This window comes from Agromyces agglutinans, from assembly GCF_009647605.1.
Taxonomy (GTDB): domain Bacteria; phylum Actinomycetota; class Actinomycetes; order Actinomycetales; family Microbacteriaceae; genus Agromyces; species Agromyces agglutinans.
Genome location: NZ_WJIF01000018.1, coordinates 1 through 17,607 on the forward strand (window position 1 = coordinate 1; position 17,607 = coordinate 17,607).

Annotated in this window: 14 protein-coding genes and 1 pseudogene; 5 read left to right on the forward strand and 10 right to left on the reverse strand. The window is 70.9% G+C overall.

From position 1 onward, the window contains the following. A pseudogene (locus GE115_RS18420) lies at window positions 1–511 on the forward strand (hypothetical protein); the annotation flags it as partial. A 130-nt stretch (window positions 512–641) separates the two neighbouring features. Continuing rightward, entirely contained in the window at window positions 642–2,576 is a 1,935-nt protein-coding gene (pknB, locus tag GE115_RS18045) for a Stk1 family PASTA domain-containing Ser/Thr kinase (RefSeq protein ID WP_312855373.1), read from the forward strand. A 91-nt stretch (window positions 2,577–2,667) separates the two neighbouring features. Here the strand turns inward: pknB and GE115_RS18050 are convergent, their stop codons facing one another. The 3 genes from GE115_RS18050 to GE115_RS18060 form a co-directional block, all read right to left on the reverse strand. Continuing rightward, entirely contained in the window at window positions 2,668–3,996 is a 1,329-nt protein-coding gene (locus tag GE115_RS18050) for a class II 3-deoxy-7-phosphoheptulonate synthase (protein ID WP_312855385.1), read from the reverse strand. A gap of 122 nt (window positions 3,997–4,118) precedes the next feature. Then, entirely contained in the window at window positions 4,119–4,808 is a 690-nt protein-coding gene (locus tag GE115_RS18055; protein ID WP_312855374.1) for a lysophospholipid acyltransferase family protein, read from the reverse strand. A 52-nt stretch (window positions 4,809–4,860) separates the two neighbouring features. Then, a complete protein-coding gene (locus GE115_RS18060) occupies window positions 4,861–5,811 on the reverse strand; it encodes an ROK family glucokinase (RefSeq protein ID WP_312855375.1) in 951 nt (316 codons plus the stop codon). Between the two features lie 167 nt (window positions 5,812–5,978). Here GE115_RS18060 and GE115_RS18065 point away from each other — a divergent pair, with 167 nt between their 5' ends. Then, the gene (locus GE115_RS18065; RefSeq protein ID WP_312855376.1) at window positions 5,979–7,811 is read left to right on the forward strand and encodes an AMP-dependent synthetase/ligase; all 1,833 of its coding nucleotides are present in this window, start codon (window positions 5,979–5,981) and stop codon (window positions 7,809–7,811) included. Between the two features lie 90 nt (window positions 7,812–7,901). Here GE115_RS18065 and def read toward each other — a convergent pair whose 3' ends face one another. The 3 genes from def to GE115_RS18080 are packed head-to-tail and all read right to left on the reverse strand — an operon-like array spanning window position 7,902 to window position 13,221. Beyond that, entirely contained in the window at window positions 7,902–8,393 is a 492-nt protein-coding gene (gene def, locus GE115_RS18070; RefSeq protein ID WP_312855377.1) for a peptide deformylase, read from the reverse strand. A gap of 11 nt (window positions 8,394–8,404) precedes the next feature. Next, window positions 8,405–9,778, reverse strand: a complete 1,374-nt coding sequence (locus GE115_RS18075) for a MinD/ParA family ATP-binding protein (protein WP_312855378.1) — start codon at window positions 9,776–9,778, stop codon at window positions 8,405–8,407. Window positions 9,779–9,816: 38 nt separating this feature from the next. Beyond that, window positions 9,817–13,221 carry a pyruvate carboxylase gene (locus GE115_RS18080; protein ID WP_153686148.1) on the reverse strand — a complete coding sequence of 1,135 codons (3,405 nt, stop codon included), beginning with the start codon at window positions 13,219–13,221 and terminating at the stop codon, window positions 9,817–9,819. Window positions 13,222–13,297: 76 nt separating this feature from the next. Between GE115_RS18080 and GE115_RS18085 the strand changes: the two genes are divergently transcribed. Continuing rightward, entirely contained in the window at window positions 13,298–14,143 is an 846-nt protein-coding gene (locus tag GE115_RS18085) for a ParA family protein (protein ID WP_312855379.1), read from the forward strand. 84 nt (window positions 14,144–14,227) lie between these two features. Here the strand turns inward: GE115_RS18085 and GE115_RS18090 are convergent, their stop codons facing one another. The 4 genes from GE115_RS18090 to GE115_RS18105 form a co-directional block, all read right to left on the reverse strand. Continuing rightward, window positions 14,228–14,782 carry a MerR family transcriptional regulator gene (locus tag GE115_RS18090; RefSeq protein ID WP_153686149.1) on the reverse strand — a complete coding sequence of 185 codons (555 nt, stop codon included), beginning with the start codon at window positions 14,780–14,782 and terminating at the stop codon, window positions 14,228–14,230. A 116-nt stretch (window positions 14,783–14,898) separates the two neighbouring features. Next, entirely contained in the window at window positions 14,899–15,588 is a 690-nt protein-coding gene (ftsR, locus tag GE115_RS18095; RefSeq protein ID WP_312855380.1) for a transcriptional regulator FtsR, read from the reverse strand. Next, window positions 15,588–16,001: an FHA domain-containing protein gene (locus tag GE115_RS18100; RefSeq protein ID WP_312855386.1), complete on the reverse strand. Its 414-nt coding sequence runs from the start codon at window positions 15,999–16,001 to the stop codon at window positions 15,588–15,590. The genes ftsR and GE115_RS18100 overlap by 1 nt, the downstream gene beginning before the upstream one ends. Before the next feature lie 98 nt (window positions 16,002–16,099). Next, window positions 16,100–16,723, reverse strand: coding sequence for a CDP-alcohol phosphatidyltransferase family protein (locus tag GE115_RS18105; protein WP_312855381.1), 624 nt, complete (start codon window positions 16,721–16,723; stop codon window positions 16,100–16,102). A gap of 35 nt (window positions 16,724–16,758) precedes the next feature. On the opposite strand from GE115_RS18105, the gene GE115_RS18110 reads away from it, so the two are divergent. After that, window positions 16,759–17,595, forward strand: a complete 837-nt coding sequence (locus GE115_RS18110) for a DUF1295 domain-containing protein (RefSeq protein ID WP_153686150.1) — start codon at window positions 16,759–16,761, stop codon at window positions 17,593–17,595. Window positions 17,596–17,607 lie beyond the last annotated feature (12 nt).

Consider the following 17,607-nt stretch of genomic DNA (forward strand, 5'->3'; position numbering starts at 1 on the left):
GGCGCCCGCGCCCGCGCCCGCGCCCGAGGCTCCCCCGGCGCCCGCACCCGCGCCGCCGCCCGACGCCGCGGTCGCCGTCGTGCCCGTGGCATCCGTCTCGATGCCGCTCACCGACGAGACCCGAGCGAACGCGCGCATCATCGTCGACGTGGGCCGCGCGCTCGGCGTCTCCGACCAGGCGATCGTGATCGCGCTGGCGGCCGCCGCGCAGGAGAGCGGTCTTCGAAACGTGCACCACGGCGACCAGGATTCGCTCGGGCTGTTCCAGCAACGCCCGAGCCAGGGCTGGGGCACGCCCGAGGAGGTGCTCGACCCGGTGCGCGCGGCCATGGCGTTCTACGGCGGCCCGACGAACCCCAATCCGGGACTCACGGCGGGCCTGCTCGACATCGGCGGGTGGGAGTCGATGAGCGTCACGCAGGCGGCCCAGGCCGTGCAGCGCAGCGCCCACCCCGACCACTACGCGAAGTGGGAGCAGCAGGCCCGCGCCTGGCTGTCGGAGCTCGGCTGACCCTCGGCCCATCGCGGAGGCATCCGCTCGGCGACGCCACCCGGGCCACCGGATCACGATGGCATTGCGATTCACGGCGCACGCGGTGTCTATCCGCGATGCGACATGCGCTGGTTCGTACACTCGTCTGGTGACCACCGCGCCAGCCGACCCCATGATCGGGCGTCTCATCGACGGCCGGTACCAGGTGCGCTCGCGCATCGCCCGCGGCGGCATGGCGACGGTGTACCTCGCGACCGACCTGCGCCTCGAGCGACGCGTCGCGATCAAGATCATGCACGGCCACCTCGCCGACGACAACACCTTCAAGACCCGGTTCGTGCAGGAGGCGCGCAGCGCCGCCCGCCTCGCGCACCCCAACGTCGTGAACGTCTTCGATCAGGGTCAAGACGCCGACATGGCGTACCTCGTCATGGAGTACCTGCCCGGCATCACGCTGCGCGACCTCCTGAAGGACTACCGCAAGCTCACGCCCGAGCAGACCGTCGACATCATGGACGCGGTGCTCGCCGGCCTCGCGGCCGCGCACAAGGCGGGCATCGTGCACCGCGACCTCAAGCCCGAGAACGTGCTGCTGGCCGACGACGGGCGCATCAAGCTCGGCGACTTCGGTCTCGCGCGCGCGGCCTCCGCGAACACCGCGACCGGCCAGGCCCTGCTCGGCACGATCGCCTACCTCTCCCCCGAGCTCGTCACGCGCGGCGTCGCCGACGCCCGCAGCGACCTCTACGCCATCGGCATCATGATGTACGAGATGCTCACGGGCGAGCAGCCGTACGTCGGCGAGGCGCCCATGCAGATCGCCTACCAGCACGCGAACGACACGGTGCCGACGCCGAGCTCCAAGAACCCTGCGGTGCCCGTCGAGCTCGACGAGCTCGTGCTCTGGGCGACCGCGCGCGACCCCGAGGAGCGGCCCGCCGACGCGCGGGTCATGCTCGAACGCCTCCGCGAGGTCGAGCCCGCGTTGCGCGGCGTGCAGCCGATCACGCAGGCGACGGCGGTGCTCACTGATGCCTCGCCGCCCACGGCCGAGACGCGTGTGCTCGAGCCCGCGACCGCCGCGCTGCTCGCGCCCCCGGCGACCGCCACCGCCCTGGCCGACGATGACGAACCGGGTGAAGACACGGCGGCGCTCACGGCCGCGTCCGACCGGCGCAAGCGTCGGGGCTACTGGCTGCTGACGTTCGTGCTGCTGCTGGCCGGCCTCGCTGCCGGCACCGGCTGGTACTTCGGAGCGGGGCCGGGTGCGCTCGCGACCGTGCCGACGGTGGTCGGGCTCGCGCCCGACGCCGCTGAAGCCGCGCTCGTCGACGAGGGCTTCCGCGTCGAACCGGTGGAGCGCAACGACCCGGATGTGCCTGCGGGCCAGGTCGCCGGCACCGATCCGGCCGGCGGCGGCCAGGCGCAGCGCGGGTCGACCGTGACGATGTTCATCTCGCTCGGGCCGCGCATCATCGACGTGCCCGACGTCCTGGGGTCTCCCGAGGCCGAGGCGCGCGCCGCGCTCGATGCCGCGGGCCTCGAGGTCGCGAGCGACGTGCAACAGCAGTTCTCGGAGGACGTCGATGCCGGCGCCGTGCTCGCGCTCGTCGATGCCGACGGAGCTGCATTGCCCGCCGAGTACCCCGAGGGCGCGCCGATCACCATCGTGGTCTCGGCCGGCGAGGTGCCGAGTGTCGTCGGCCTGTCGCAGGCCGATGCCGAGGCGAAGCTCGGCGAGGCGCAGCTCTCGCTCAACGTCGTCGGCGAGGACTTCGACAACTCGGGCGAGTTCGCTGCCGGCACCGTCATGAGCGCAGAGCCGACCACCGATCCGGTGCGCCCGGGCGACGCGATCGACGTGGTGATCTCGAAGGGTCAAGACCTGGTCGCGGTACCGAACGTCGTGGGCATGAAGATGCCCGAGGCCATCGCCGCGCTCGAGGGCGCCGGCTTCACGGTCGCGCACAGCTTCCCCGACCTGTTCCTGCCGGCCGTCACCGTGAACTCGCAGGAACCGGCCGGCGACACGCAGGCCGTGCGCGGCAGCGAAGTGAAGCTGACCGGCACCCTCACGCTCTGAGGTCGCCGTCGCGACCTGCGAGACACTGGAGGCGGGGCATCCATGATCGGATGCCCCGCCTCCGTGGTTCGCGCGGGTGGACGAACTCGGCTCAGCGCGCGGCGAGCTCCTCGGCGACGAGGAACGCGAGCTCGAGCGACTGCATGTGGTTGAGCCGCGGGTCGCAGAGCGACTCGTACCGGGTCGCGAGCGTCGCCTCGTCGATGTGCTCGGAGCCGCCGAGGCACTCGGTGACGTCGTCGCCCGTGAGCTCGACGTGGATGCCGCCGGGGTGCGTGCCCGCGGCGCGGTGCGCCTCGAAGAAGCCCTTGACCTCGTCGACCACGTCGTCGAACCGGCGCGTCTTGTAGCCGGTCGGCGTCGTGATGCCGTTGCCGTGCATCGGGTCCGTCACCCACAGGGGCGTGGCGTCGCTGGCCTTGATCGCCTCGAGCAGGGGCGGCAGGGCGTCGCGGATCCGGCCCGCACCCATGCGCGTGATGAAGGTCAGGCGGCCGGGCTCGCGCTCGGGGTCGAGCTTCTCGACGAGCTCGAGCATGACCTCGGGCGTCGTCGACGGGCCGAGCTTCACGCCGATCGGGTTGCGCACCCGCGAGAGGAAGTCGACGTGCGCGCCGTCGAGCTCGCGCGTGCGCTCGCCGATCCACAGGAAGTGCGCCGACGTGTTGTACGGCGTGCCCGTGCGCGAGTCGATGCGGGTCATCGGCCGCTCGTAGTCCATGAGCAGGCCCTCGTGCCCGGTGTAGAACTCGGTCCGCTTGAGCTCCTCGAAGTCGGCGCCGCAGGCGTCCATGAACTTCACGGCGCGGTCGATCTCGCGGGCGAGCTTCTCGTAGCGCGCGTTCGCCGGGTTCGCGGCGAAGCCCTGGTTCCACTGGTGCACCTGGCGGAGGTCGGCGAAGCCGCCCTGTGTGAACGCCCGGATGAGGTTGAGCGTCGACGCGGCCGTGTGGTACCCCTGCACGAGGCGGCGGGGGTCGGCCGCGCGCGAGGCCGGCGTGAAGTCGTAGCCGTTGACGATGTCGCCGCGGTACGCCGGCAGCGTGACGTCGCCGCGGGTCTCGAAGTCGCTGGAGCGGGGCTTCGCGAACTGGCCCGCCATGCGCCCCATCTTCACCACCGGCATCGAGGCGCCGTAGGTGAGCACGACCGCCATCTGCAGCACGGTCTTCACCCGGTTGCGGATCTGGTCGGCCGTCGCACCCGCGAACGTCTCGGCGCAGTCGCCGCCCTGGAGCAGGAACGCCTCGCCGCGGGACGCGGCCGCGAGCCGGTCGCGCAGCATGTCGACCTCGCCCGCGAAGACGAGCGGCGGCAGCGTCGCGAGCTCAGCGGACGCGGCCTGCACGGCCTCCCGGTCGGACCACTCCGGCTGCTGCTTGATCGGCAGTGTGCGCCAATAGTCGAGGCCCGCGATCACCGAGGGATCTGCGTTCACGATGGGCTCGACGAGCTGGGTCACTGGAGTCGTCCTGGGGTTTCGGGCGCCGCGGCGCATGAATGGGAATGCGGCGCCGCGTGACGCGACACCGCCAGACGAGCCTATCGCGACTGCGAAGCGCGCTGTTCCTTCACCGAACTGGCGTAGACGTCGACGTATTCCTGGTCGCTCAGCTGCTGGAGGTCGCGCACGAGCTCGTCGGTCACACTCCGCAATACGAAGCGATCGCCCTCGAGGCCCTCAAACCGGCTGAAGTCGAGCGGCTCGCCGATGATGATGCCGATGCGCCGCACCTTGGGCAGCCGCGTGCCGATGGGCATCACGTGCTCGGTGCCGATCATCGCGACCGGCACGACGGGCGCACCCGACTCGAGCACCATGCGAGCGACGCCGGTGCGGCCTCGATAGAGCCGGCCGTCGGGGCTGCGGGTCCCCTCGGGGTAGATGCCGAGGATGCTGCCGGCGGCGAGCACGCGCAGGCCGGTGTCGAGCGAGGCCTCGGAGGCCTTGCCGCCCGAGCGGTCGATCGGCAGCTGGCCGGCCGCCTGGAAGAACATGCGCGTCGCCCAGCCCTTGAGGCCCTTGCCGGTGAAGTACTCGCTCTTGGCGAGGAACACCACCGGCCGGTCGACCACGAGCGGCAGGAAGATCGAGTCGATGAACGACAGGTGGTTCGACGCGAGGATCACCGGACCATTCGCCGGGATGTGCTGCAGCCCCACGACCCAGGGCCGGAAGATCGAGAGCAGGATCGGGCCGACGACGATGTGCTTCATCACCCAGTAGAACACCCGACCTCCTTCCCGATGACCGGTTCAGCCTACTCGCACGCGAGCGAGCGGGTCAGGCGTGATCGGCGACCCAGACGCGGGCCAGGTCGGCGGCGCCGACCACGCCGGCGTCGTTGACGAGTTCGGCGATCACGAAGTCGGGCTCGGGGTGGTAGCCGCGAGCAGGCAGGTGCTCGAGATACGCCTCGCGGATCGGCTCGAGCAGCAGCTCGCCGGCGGCCGCCACGCCGCCGCCGAACACGAACCGTTGCGGATCGAGCACGGCCGACAGGCTCGCGGATGCCTCGCCGAGCCAATGCCCGAGCTGGCGCAGCGCCGCGATGGCACCGGGATCCTGCTGCTGGATCAGGTCCCCGACGAGCCCGCCGTCGAGCGCGCCCTGCTCGGCGCGCACCCGTGCGAGCCGCTGGCCGATGCCGCCCGCGTCGGCGATCTCGTTCGCCATGCGCAGCAGCGCCCGACCCGAACCGTACTGCTCGAGGCATCCGAACTGCCCGCAGCCGCAGGCGAGCCCGCCCGGGACGAGGCGGAGGTGACCCAGTTCGGCGCCCGCGCCGAAGCCGCCGCGGAACAACCGGTCGCCCGCGACGATCGCCCCGCCGACGCCGGTGCCGACGGTGAGCATGACCATGTCGCTGACGAGGCGCCCCGCGCCGAAGCGGAACTCGGCCCAGCCGGCCGCGTTCGCGTCGTTGTCGACCACGACGGTGCCGCCCGTGCGGGCCTCGAGCTTCTCGCGGAACGGCTCGTTCCGCCAGTCGATGTTCGGCGCGTAGTAGACGGTCGACTGGGCCGCGTCGATGAAGCCGGCAGCGGCCACGCCGACGGCCGCGATCTCCTCGCCCCCGCGCAGGGTGCCGATCATCGCGACGACGGCGTCCTCGAGGGCTCCGGTGTCGGTCGGCGTGGGCACGCGCTCCTGCCGGACGATCCTGCCCAGTTCGTCGACGACCGCCCCGGCGATCTTGGTGCCGCCGATGTCGATGCCGATCGCGTGCGCCACGAGTGCCGCCTTCCGGAGGGTCGGAGATTCAGGGGGAAGCGGTCGGTGCGACCGCTCGCTCGAGCAGCCGAACGGCGCAGAGCAACGACTAGAGTGTAGTCAACCCCATGCCCTGGGTTGCGCGGGCCCGAACCCCGTGCCGCCCATCCGGTGCCGAAGGAGCTACCGTGACCGAATTCTCCACTCCGCCGCTCGTCGCAGCGGACCCTCAGGCGAACGCCACCGACCTGCTCGTCAAGCGGGTCGAGGCGACGCCCGACCTCGTGCTGTTCTCGCTCCCGACCGCCGACGGCGGTTGGTCGCCCGTGACGACCCGCGAGTTCTACGACCAGGTGATCGCGCTCGCGAAGGGCCTCGTCGCCGCCGGCATCCAGCCCGGCGACAAGATCGGCCTCATGTGCAAGACGCGCTACGAGTGGACGCTGATCGACTTCGCCACATGGTTCGCCGGCGCGGTGCTGGTCCCCGTCTACGAGACCAGCTCGCCCACGCAGGTGCGGTGGAACCTGAGCGACTCCGGTGCCATGGCCGTCATCGTCGAGACGCCCGACCACTTCGCCCGCTTCGACGAGGTGCACCCCGACCTCCCGGGCATCCGCAACGTGTGGCAGATCGACCTGGGCGACCTCGACAAGCTCGCCGCATCGGGCACCGACGTCGCCGATGAAGAGATCGAGCGCCGGCGCAACCTCGCCGTGGGGTCCGACATCGCGACCCTCATCTACACGTCGGGTTCGACCGGCAAGCCCAAGGGCTGCGTGCTCACGCACTCCAACTTCGTCGAGCTCTCACGCAACTCGGCCCTCGCGCTCGAAGAGGTCGTGCTCGACCCCAACGGCGCGTCGACGCTGCTGTTCATCACGCTCGCGCACGTCTTCGCCCGGTTCATCTCGGTGCTCTCCGTGCACGCGGGCGTGCGCGTCGGCCACCAGCCCGACACGAAGCAGCTGCTGCCCTCGCTCGGCAGCTTCAAGCCGACCTTCCTGCTCGCGGTGCCGCGCGTGTTCGAGAAGGTCTACAACGTATCCGAGCAGAAGGCCGAGGCCGGCGGCAAGGGCAAGATCTTCCACAAGGCCGCGCACACCGCGGTCGAGTACTCGAAGGCGCTCGAGGCGGGCAGCGTGCCGCTGGGCCTGAAGCTGCGCTTCAAGCTCTTCGACACGCTCGTGTTCTCGAAGCTGCGCGCGGCGATGGGCGGCAACGTGCGATACGCCGTCTCCGGGTCGGCTCCGCTGGGCCCACGCCTCGGCCACTTCTACCACGCGCTCGGCATCACGATCCTCGAGGGCTACGGCCTCACCGAGACCACGGCGCCTGCGACCGTCAACCTCGCCAAGAAGTCGAAGATCGGCACGGTCGGTCCGGCACTCCCGGGCGTCGGTGTCCGCGTCGCCGACGACGGCGAGGTGCAGGTGAAGGGCGTCAACGTCTTCAAGGAGTACTGGAACAACCCCGAGGCGACCGCCGGCACGTTCGACGGCGAGTGGTTCAAGACGGGCGACATCGGCGCGTTCGACGCCGACGGCTTCCTCACGATCACGGGGCGCAAGAAGGAGATCATCGTCACGGCCGGCGGCAAGAACGTCGCCCCCGCCGCGCTCGAGGACCCCATCCGCGCGAACCCGGTCGTCGGGCAGGTCGTGGTCGTGGGCGACCAGAAGCCGTTCATCGCGGCGCTCGTCACGCTCGACTCCGAGATGCTGCCGGTCTGGCTCAACAACGCCGGTGAAGACGCGGGCATGAGCCTCGACGAGGCGGCCAAGCACCCCGCGGTGCTCGCCGAGGTGCAGCGGGCGATCGACGCGGCCAACGAGACCGTCTCGCGCGCCGAGTCGATCCGCAAGTTCACGGTGCTGCCCATCGAGTGGACCGAGGCCAGCGGCCACCTCACGCCGAAGCTCAGCATCAAGCGCAACGTCATCCTCGAGGACTTCTCCGCCGAGGTCGAGGGCATGTACACGGGCGCTCCCGCGACCGAGGGTCACTCCATCGTGAGCTGACCTCCCGACGCGATCGACGACGGCCCCGCGGTGATCCGCGGGGCCGTCGTGCTGCCCGGCCGTCGTCGGCGCCGCCGCCGCCGGGTGAGGTCAGAACCAGTCGGACTCGCGCACCTGGCGCATGGCGACGCGGCGCTCGTCCTTCTCGAGCCGATCGAGGTAGACCAGTCCGTCGAGGTGGTCGACCTCGTGCTGGAGCGCCTGGGCGAGCACGCCGGTGCCCGACACCTCGATCTCGTTCCCGTCGAGGTCGATGCCGCGCACGCGGGCGAACGGATGCCGCGGCGTCTTCGCCCACAGGCCGGGCACGGAGAGGCATCCCTCGTCGATCTTCTCGACCGCTCCCCCGAGCTCGACGATCTCGGGGTTGATGACGTACCCGACCTGCCCGTCGACGTTGTAGCTGAAGACCCGCAGGTTCACACCGATCTGCGCGGCGGCGACGCCGGCCCGGCCGGGGATGCGAACGCTGTCGAGCAGGTCGGCGACGAGCGAACGAACGCCCTCGTCGATGGCGTCGACGGGGGCGGACACGGTCTTCAGGACGGGGTCTCCGAAGAGTCGGATGGGTCGTTCCGGCACGTATGCTCCATTCAGCGCCCGCGGTCGGCGGGCAGTCCTTCCACCACGAGCGCGGCGAGATCGCGTGCGGCGTCGCGGGTGACCTGACGCAGCGCCTTCCAGTGCACCACCGAGCCGGCCGCGAGCTGCGGGTCGTACGGGATCCGGACGATCTCGCGGACGCGCGATGCGAAGTGGGCCTCGATCTCGTCGACCTTGACGAGATGCGTGCCCTGGGTGGCGAGGTTGATCGCGACGACCGCGTTGCGCACGAGTTCGCCGAAGCCGTTCGCCTCGAGCCACGTGAGCGTCTCGGACGCCAGCCGCGCCTCGTCGACGCTGCCGCCCGACACGATCACGATCGAGTCGGCGCGCTGCAGCGTCGCGCGCATGACCGAGTGCACGATGCCCGTGCCGCAGTCGGTGAGCACGATCGAGTAGTACCGCGCGGCGAGCCCGGCGACGACGTTGTAGTCGTTGTCGTCGAACGCCTCGGACAGCAGGGGATCGGTGTCGGAGGCGAGGATGTCGAGACGGGTCTCGTCGCGCGAGACGAACGTCGAGAAGTCGGTGTAGCCGCCGATCGACGAGGCCTTCGCGACGACGTCGCGCACGGTCTCGCGGGTCTGCCGGTCGACACGCTCGGCCAGCGTGCCGCGGTCGGGATTCGCGTCGATCGCGATGATGCGGTCGTCGCGCGCGTCGGCGAGGGCCATGCCCAGCAGGGTCGTGATGGTCGTCTTGCCGACGCCGCCCTTGCGGGTGAGCACCGGCACGAAACGCGCGCCGCCGTCGAAGCGCTTGCCGATGCGCTCGTTCATCGCCTTGTGCGCACGGACCTTCGCCGAGTCGCCGAGGTTGACCAGGTGGAACGACGCCTCGTACAGCAGGCGGTTCAGCGTGCCCTGCGGCGCGGGGCGCGTGGTGCGGTTGAGGTCGATCAGCCGGTCGGCCGTGAGCGACTCGCTCGGCTCGGGCGCTTCGGGCAGCGCCGCCGGCTCACCGGCCGAATCGGCGACCGCGACCGAGGTGGTCGTCGTCTCGCCGGTCGCACGCTCGCGTCGAGCATCGGATGCCAGGAGCGCGCTGTACGGCGAACCGTCGCGCCGCGCACCCGCGCCCCGATAAGCGCCACCGCTCGCGACCACGTCGACCGAGCGCGTCGACGGCGCCGCCGCTGCCGCGCCGGGATCGACCGTGAGGTCGTCGAGCGAGACGGCGACCTCTTCGGCCGGGGCCTCGCGGCGGGGCGCGGGTGGAAGGTCGACGCGGATGTTCAGGCTGTCGGGCAGGCTCGAGGCCGCGTGCGCGCCGCCGTTCGGGGCCAGCGCTCCACGGTCTGCGCCCGCTGCTCGCCGCACTCCGAGTCGATCCGTACGTTCGTCGTCACCGTGCTCGTCAACCACCGACACCCCTCCGATCAGCGTGCAACACTGGCACCACCCTACCGCGGGCGGACGACGACGAGCAGATCACCGGCCTCCACCTGCTGCGTCTTCGGGATCGCGACCCGCTCGACGATGCCGTCGACAGGCGAGGTGATCGCCGCCTCCATCTTCATCGCCTCGATCGAGGCGACCGACTGCCCGGCGGCGATCTCGGCGCCGGCCTCGACCTGGAGCGTGACCACGCCCGAGAACGGCGCCGCGATGTGACCGGGCTGCGACGCATCCGCCTTCTCAGCCGCGCGGGTCTCGACGACGATCGAGCGATCGCGGACGAACACCGGCCGCAGCTGGCCGTTGAGGATGGTCATGACCGTGCGCATGCCCTTCTCATCGGCCTCGCCGATCGCCTCGAGCCCGGCGTACAGGCGCACGCCGCGGTCGATCTCGACGACGTGCTCGGCGCCCTGGCGGAGTCCGTACAGGTAATCGGCGGTGTCGACGACCGAGAGGTCGCCGAACAGCTCGCGGATCTGCTCGAACTGCCGCGTCGGCGCCGGGAAGAGCAGCGTGTTGAGCATCGAGCGGCGGGTCGTGCTGTCGGCCTCGAGCGCGTCGCGCTGCTCGGGAGTCAGCTCGGCGACGCCGATGCGCACGTCGCGGCCCGCGAGCACCTTCGACCGGAACGGCTCGGGCCATCCGCCCGGCAGGTCGCCGAGCTCCCCGGCCATGAAGCCGATGACCGAGTCGGGCACGTCGTACTTCTCGGGGTGCTCGGCGAAGTCGGCCGGGTCGGCCTTCACGGCCGCGAGGTGCAGCGCGAGGTCGCCCACGACCTTCGACGACGGGGTCACCTTCGGCACGCGACCGAGGATCGCGTCGGCCGCGGCGTACAGGTCCTCGATGAGCTCGAAGTCGTCGGCGAGCCCGAGGGCGATCGCCTGCTGACGCAGGTTCGAGAGCTGCCCGCCGGGGATCTCGTGGTGGTACACACGTCCTGTGGGGCCCGGCAGGCCCGACTCGAACGGCTTGTAGAGCCGACGCACGGCCTCCCAGTAGGGCTCGAGGTCGGAGACCGCCTGCAGCGAGATGCCCGTGTCGCGCTCGGTGTGCGCGAGCGCCGCGACGAGCGCCGACGCCGACGGCTGGCTGGTGGTGCCCGACATCGGCGCGGATGCCACGTCGACGGCGTCGACCCCTGCCCGGCTCGCCGCGAGGAGCGTCGCGAGCTGGCCGCCGGCGGTGTCGTGGGTGTGCAGGTGCACCGGCACGTCGAACCGCTCGCGGAGCGCGCCGACGAGCTTCTCGGCGGCCGTGGGCCGCAGCAGGCCCGCCATGTCCTTGATCGCGATGATGTGCGCGCCGGCGTCGACGATGCGGTCGGCGAGCCCGAGGTAGTAGTCGAGCGTGTAGAGGTCTTCGGCCGGGTCGAGCAGGTCGCCCGTGTAGCAGAGCGCGACCTCGGCCAGCGCATGGCCGGTGCCGAGCACCGCGTCGATGGCCGGGCGCATCTGCGAGACGTCGTTCAGCGCGTCGAAGATGCGGAAGATGTCGACGCCCGTCGAAGCGGCCTCGCGCACGAAGGCGTCGGTGACCTCGGTCGGGTACGGCGTGTAGCCGACCGTGTTGCGACCGCGCAGCAGCATCTGGATGTTGATGTTCGGCAGCGCCTCGCGCAGCGCGGCGAGCCGCTCCCACGGGTCTTCGCCGAGGAAGCGGAGCGCGACGTCGTAGGTCGCGCCTCCCCACGCCTCGACCGAGAGCAGCTCGGGCGTCAGGCGCGACACGTACGGTGCGACGGCCGTGAGGTCCTTCGTGCGCACGCGGGTCGCGAGGAGCGACTGGTGCGCATCGCGGAACGTGGTCTCCGTCACGGCGAGCGGCGTCTGCGCGCGCAGCGCCGCGGCGAAGCCCGCGGGTCCCAGCTCGAGCAGGCGCTGGCGCGAGCCGGCCGGCGCGGGCGCCGACAGGTCGACGGCGGGCAGCTTCTCGACCGGGCTCACGCTGATCGGCGCGGGGCCGTTCGGCTGGTTCACCGTGACATCGGCGAGCCAGTTGAGGATCTTGGTGCCGCGGTCCTTCGAGACGCGGCCACGCATCAGCTGGGGCCGCTCGTCGATGAACGAGGTGCTGAGATCGCCCGCCTCGAAGGCGGGGTCTTCGAGCACGGCCTGCAGGAAGGGGATGTTCGTGGAGACGCCGCGGATGCGGAACTCGGCGAGGGCGCGCTTCGCGCGGGTCACGGCCTGCCGGTAGTCGCGCCCGCGGCAGATGAGCTTCGCGAGCATCGAGTCGAAGTGCGGGCTGATCTGCGCACCCGGGTTCACGGTGCCGCCGTCGAGCCGGATACCGGCGCCGCCGGGCGAGCGGTAGGTCGTGATCTTCCCGGTGTCGGGCCGGAAGTTCGCAGTCGGGTCCTCCGTCGTGATGCGGCACTGCAGCGCGACGCCGCGGAGCCGGATCTGGTCCTGCAGCAGGCCGAGGTCGGCCAGCGACTCGCCCGCCGCGATCCGCATCTGGGAGACGACGAGGTCGACGTCGGTCACCTCCTCGGTGACGGTGTGCTCGACCTGGATGCGCGGGTTCATCTCGATGAAGACGTGCTGCCCGGCACGCTCGCCCGCGGTGTCCACGAGGAACTCCACGGTGCCGGCGTTGACGTAGCCGATCGACTTCGCGAACGCGATCGCGTCGCGGTGCAGCGCCTGCCGGACCCCCTCGTCGAGGTTCGGCGCCGGGGCGATCTCGACCACCTTCTGGTGACGCCGCTGCACGGAGCAGTCGCGCTCGAACAGGTGCACGGTCTCGCCCGTGGCATCCGCGAGCACCTGCACCTCGATGTGGCGCGGACGCAGGACGGCCTGCTCGAGGAACATGGTCGGGTCGCCGAACGCGCTGTCGGCCTCGCGCATGGCCTCCTCGAGGGCGGGTCGCAGTTCCTCCTTGGTGGCCACGCGGCGCATGCCGCGCCCGCCGCCTCCGGCGACCGCCTTGGCGAAGATCGGGAAGCCGACCTCGTCGGCCTGGGCCAGCAGGGCCTCGATGTCGCGCGAGGGCTCCGTGGACTTCAGGACCGGCACGCCCGCGGCGATGGCCTGCTCCTTCGCGGTGACCTTGTTGCCCGCCATCTCGAGCACGCGCGTGGGCGGGCCGATGAATGCGATGCCGGCCTCGGCGGCAGCCTGCGCGAGTTCGGGGTTCTCGGAAAGGAACCCATAGCCCGGATAGATGGCATCCGCGCCCGACTCCCGGGCGACGCGGATGATCTCCGAGACGTCGAGGTAGGCGCGAACGGGATGGCCCGGTTCGCCGATCTGGTAGGCCTCGTCGGCCTTCAGCCGGTGCAGCGAGTTGCGGTCTTCGAAGGGGTAGACCGCGACGGTCTTCGCCCCTACCTCGACGGCTGCGCGGAACGCGCGGATCGCGATCTCGCCGCGGTTGGCTACCAGGATCTTCGTGAACATGCAGGCCTTTCCGACACGGTTTCCGCACAGCGAACGTTTAGGTTTCGCCCGAGGACTAAAGGTAACGTATCTGTTCGTGCACGTTCTCTCCGTCAGCTCCCTGAAAGGCGGCGTCGGCAAGACCACCGTGACCCTCGGATTGGCGTCGGCGGCCTTCGCCCGCGGCGTCCGTACCCTCGTGGTCGACCTCGACCCGCAGTCCGATGTCTCGACCGGCATGGACATCCAGGTCGCCGGCCACCTCAACGTCGCCGATGTGCTCGCCTCCCCCAAGGAGAAGATCGTGCGCTCGGCCATCGCGCCGAGCGGATGGGCGCGACAGAACCCGCAGGCCACGATCGACGTCATGATCGGCAGCCCGGCCGCGATCAACTTCGACGGCCCGCACCCCTCGATCCGCGACATCTGGAAGCTCGAGGAGGCGCTCGCCAACGTCGAGGCCGACTACGAGCTCGTGCTCATCGACTGCGCGCCCTCGCTGAACGCGCTGACCCGCACCGCGTGGGCCGCGAGCGACCGCGTCGCCGTGGTCACCGAGCCCGGGCTCTTCTCGGTCGCGGCGGCCGACCGCGCGCTGCGCGCCATCGAGGAGATCCGCCGCGGCCTCTCCCCCCGCCTGCAGCCGCTCGGCATCATCGTGAACCGTGCGCGCGTGCAGTCGCTCGAGCACCAGTTCCGCATCAAGGAACTGCGCGACATGTTCGGCCCGCTCGTGCTCTCTCCGCAGCTGCCCGAGCGCACGTCGCTCCAGCAGGCGCAGGGCGCCGCGAAGCCGCTGCACATGTGGCCGGGCGAGAGCGCTGAAGAGATGTCGAACCACTTCGACCAGCTGCTCGAGCGCGTGCTGCGGACGGCGCGCATCGCGGAGTTCGCGACCGGACCGATCCCCCAGCAGTACGAGATCGAGTCGCACGCGATCTGACGTCGTCCGACGTCACGCGGCGGCGACCGATCGGCATCACGCGCCGGACGGCGATGACCTCGCGAGATGCGTCGCGCCGTGACCTCAGGAGATGCGTCGCGCCTTGGCGCCGCGCCGGGCGGCGAGCTCGTCGAGCTGGTCGACGTGCTGGGTGTCGAGTGCGACGAGCGTCGACTCGACCTCGCGCAGCACCTTGCCCACGGCGATGCCGAAGACGCCCTGGCCGCGGTTCACGAGGTCGATGACCTCGTCGTCGGAGGTGCACAGGTACACGCTCGCGCCGTCGCTCATGAGCGTCGTCTGCGCGAGATCCTGCACGCCGGCCTCACGGAGCTGGGTGACCGCGGTGCGGATCTGCTGCAGCGAGATGCCGGTGTCGAGGAGTCGCTTCACGAGCTTCAGGACGAGGATGTCGCGGAATCCGTAGAGCCGCTGCGAACCGGACCCGGCCGCACCGCGAACGGTCGGCTCCACGAGCTCGGTGCGGGCCCAGTAGTCGAGCTGGCGGTAGCTGATGCCGGCCGCGCGGGCCGCCACGGCGCCGCGGTAGCCGGTGCCCTCGTCGTGTTCGGGAAGGCCGTCGGTGAAGAGCAGGCCGAGGTCGTAGCGCGCCTGTTCGCTCCGCTCGAACTCAGTCATGTGGCCGCCCCTCGTCTCCGCGCCGGTTCCCCGGCGACGCGGGTTCCACGCTACCGACCCGGACACCCCCGGCCAAACACATCCGGCCGTTCGTCACGGCGTGTCGCGGCGACACGTCAGCGACCGAGATGGACGAGCGTCTGGCGCACCATGCTGGCGTGCAGGGTCTCGAGGTGGCGACCGAGTTCGAGCGCCCGTTCGAGCGACCGGGCCTTGTCGGCCGGATCGGCACGACGCGAGGGGGCGATGGCCTGCTCGACGAGCGCGGCCTCGCGCTCGGCGGCGACGCGCACGCTGCGGAGGTGCCGCGGCTCGATGCCGACCGCGCGCAGCGCCGCCAGCGACCGGAGCACCGTGAGCGCCTCCTCGCCGTAGTGGTCGGCGGCCGGAAGGAGCGCGGCCGACACGGCGTCGTCGATCAGTGCGGGGGGTGCTCCGGCCTCGCGGGCCAGCTCGTCGCGGCGGAACCGCCGCGGTCGGGGCGCGGCGGGCGCGCTCGTCGCCCCGGGCAGGGCGGGCGTCTCACCGGCGTCGATCGTCTCGAGGTGCGCACGGATGACCTTCAGCGGCAGGTAGTGGTCGCGCTGCATCGACAGCACGAACGCGATGCGCTCGACGTCGGCGGGCGCGAACTTGCGGTACCCCGACGGTGTGCGGGCCGGGGAGATGAGTCCCTGCTCCTCGAGGAAGCGCAGCTTCGAAGGGGTGAGTTCGGGGAACTCCGGCTGCAACCGCGCCAGGACCTGGCCGATGCCGAGCAGCGGCGTCGCGCCGCTCGCAGCACGGGATGCGGCCGTACGGGCCACTAGCCGCCCGCCACCGGAGCGAGATCGCGCCGCGAGGCGTAGAACGTGAGGCGGTACTTGCCGATCTGCACCTCGGCGCCGTCGGACAGCAGCGCGGTCTCGATGCGCACGCCGTCGAAGTAGGTGCCGTTGAGCGAGCTGAGGTCCTTCACCTCGAAGGCCGTGCGATGGCGGAGGAACTCCGCGTGCTTGCGAGAGACCGTGACGTCGTCGAGGAAGATGTCGGCGTCCGGGTGCCGGCCCACCGTCGTCACGTCCTGGTCGAGCAGGAAGCGTGCACCGCTGTTCGGGCCGCGACGCACGATGAGCAGTGCGGAGCCGCTCGGCAGCGCCGCGATCGCCTCCTGCTCCTCGGCCGACACGTCGGCGTCGAGTCCGGCGAGTTGGGCAGCGGCCTCTCGGCTGAACCCGATCGTCGAATCGTCGGAACGCCCCGCGCCCCGCGCCGACCCGAGTGCGTCGCCCGAGTCCCGCGTGTCGCCGGCCTGGGTGCTGTCGTCATGCGCCACGGCTAACCTCCCGATCCCAGCGTATCGGATCGCGGGTCGCGTGCCACCCGCGGCATGCGGATGACGCGCACGGTCTCGATGGCGTAGATCACGCCGGCCCACCAGTAGAGGAACGCACCCCAGAGCGTGATGGCCCAGCCGACCGGCGCGGTCACGGCCTCGATCGCCGGGAAGGCAGGGCCGAGCATGATGACGGGCAGCCCCGTGAACAGGGCGAAGGTCGCGACCTTGCCGAGCTGGTGCACGGGCAGCGGCCCGAATCCGTGGTTCGCGAGGACGACGCCGAGGATCAGCAGGAAGGCGTCCCTCGCCACGATGATCGCGACGATCCACCACGGAACGAGCCCCTGCGCCGCGAGCCCGATGAGGGCCGCGAAGATGTACAGCCGGTCTGCCGCGGGATCGAGCAGCTGGCCGAGCCGGGTGATCTGCCCAAGCCGCCGTGCGAGGAAGCCGTCGAGGAGATCGGTCAGGCTCGCGACGACGAGCACGACGAGGGCTGCGACGAAATCGGCTCGGACGATCAGCACGAGGAACACCGGCACGAGCACGAGGCGCAGCATGCTGAGCACGTTCGGAATCGTCCAGATCCGTCCGTAACCGTCCGACTCCCCTGGCCCGCCCACGGCTCGATCCTATCGAGGCCATAGAATCCGGGATCATGAACCCGTTCACCGTGTCGCTCATCCTCTGCGCCGCGATCACCGCCGGCACCTGGCTCGCCTCGGTCCTGACCCACGAGCACTCCTGGGTCGACCGGATCTGGTCGGTCGCGCCGATCGCCTACGTCTGGATCTTCGCCGCGGGCGACGGCTTCTCCCCCAGGCTGGTGCTGATGGCGTTGCTGGTCACGGCGTGGGGCATCCGGCTCACGTTCAACTTCGCGCGCAAGGGCGGCTATCGGCCCGGCTCCGGAGAGGACTACCGCTGGGCGATCCTGCGAGGACGGATGCCGGGCTGGGCGTTCGCGCTGTTCAACATCGCGTTCATCTCGATCTTCCAGAACGCCCTGATCTTCGCGATCACGCTGCCCGCCCTCACGGCGTCGGGCTCGGCGACGCCGATCGGCGTGTGGGATCTCGTGCTCGCGATCGCGTTCGTCGCGTTCCTCGTCGGCGAGACCGTGGCCGACCAGCAGCAGTGGGAGTTCCACCGGTGGAAGCAGGCCGAGCGCGAGGCCGGCCGCTCGCCCGAGCCGGGATTCCTCCAGTCGGGCCTGTTCCGCGTGTCGAGGCATCCGAACTTCTTCTTCGAACAGGCCCAGTGGTGGGTGCTCTACGGGTTCGCGATCGCCGCGACCGGGGTGTGGCTGCACTGGACCATCGCGGGCGCGGTGCTGCTCACCGCGCTCTTCATCGGCTCGACCGTCTTCACCGAGTCGATCTCCTCCCAGCGCTACCCGGACTACCGCGAGTACCGGCGGCGGACGTCGATGCTCGTGCCCTGGTTCCCGCGCCCGGCGGGTCTGCCGACCGGAGCGAGCGCCGCGCGTTCGTGACCCGAGCCGCCC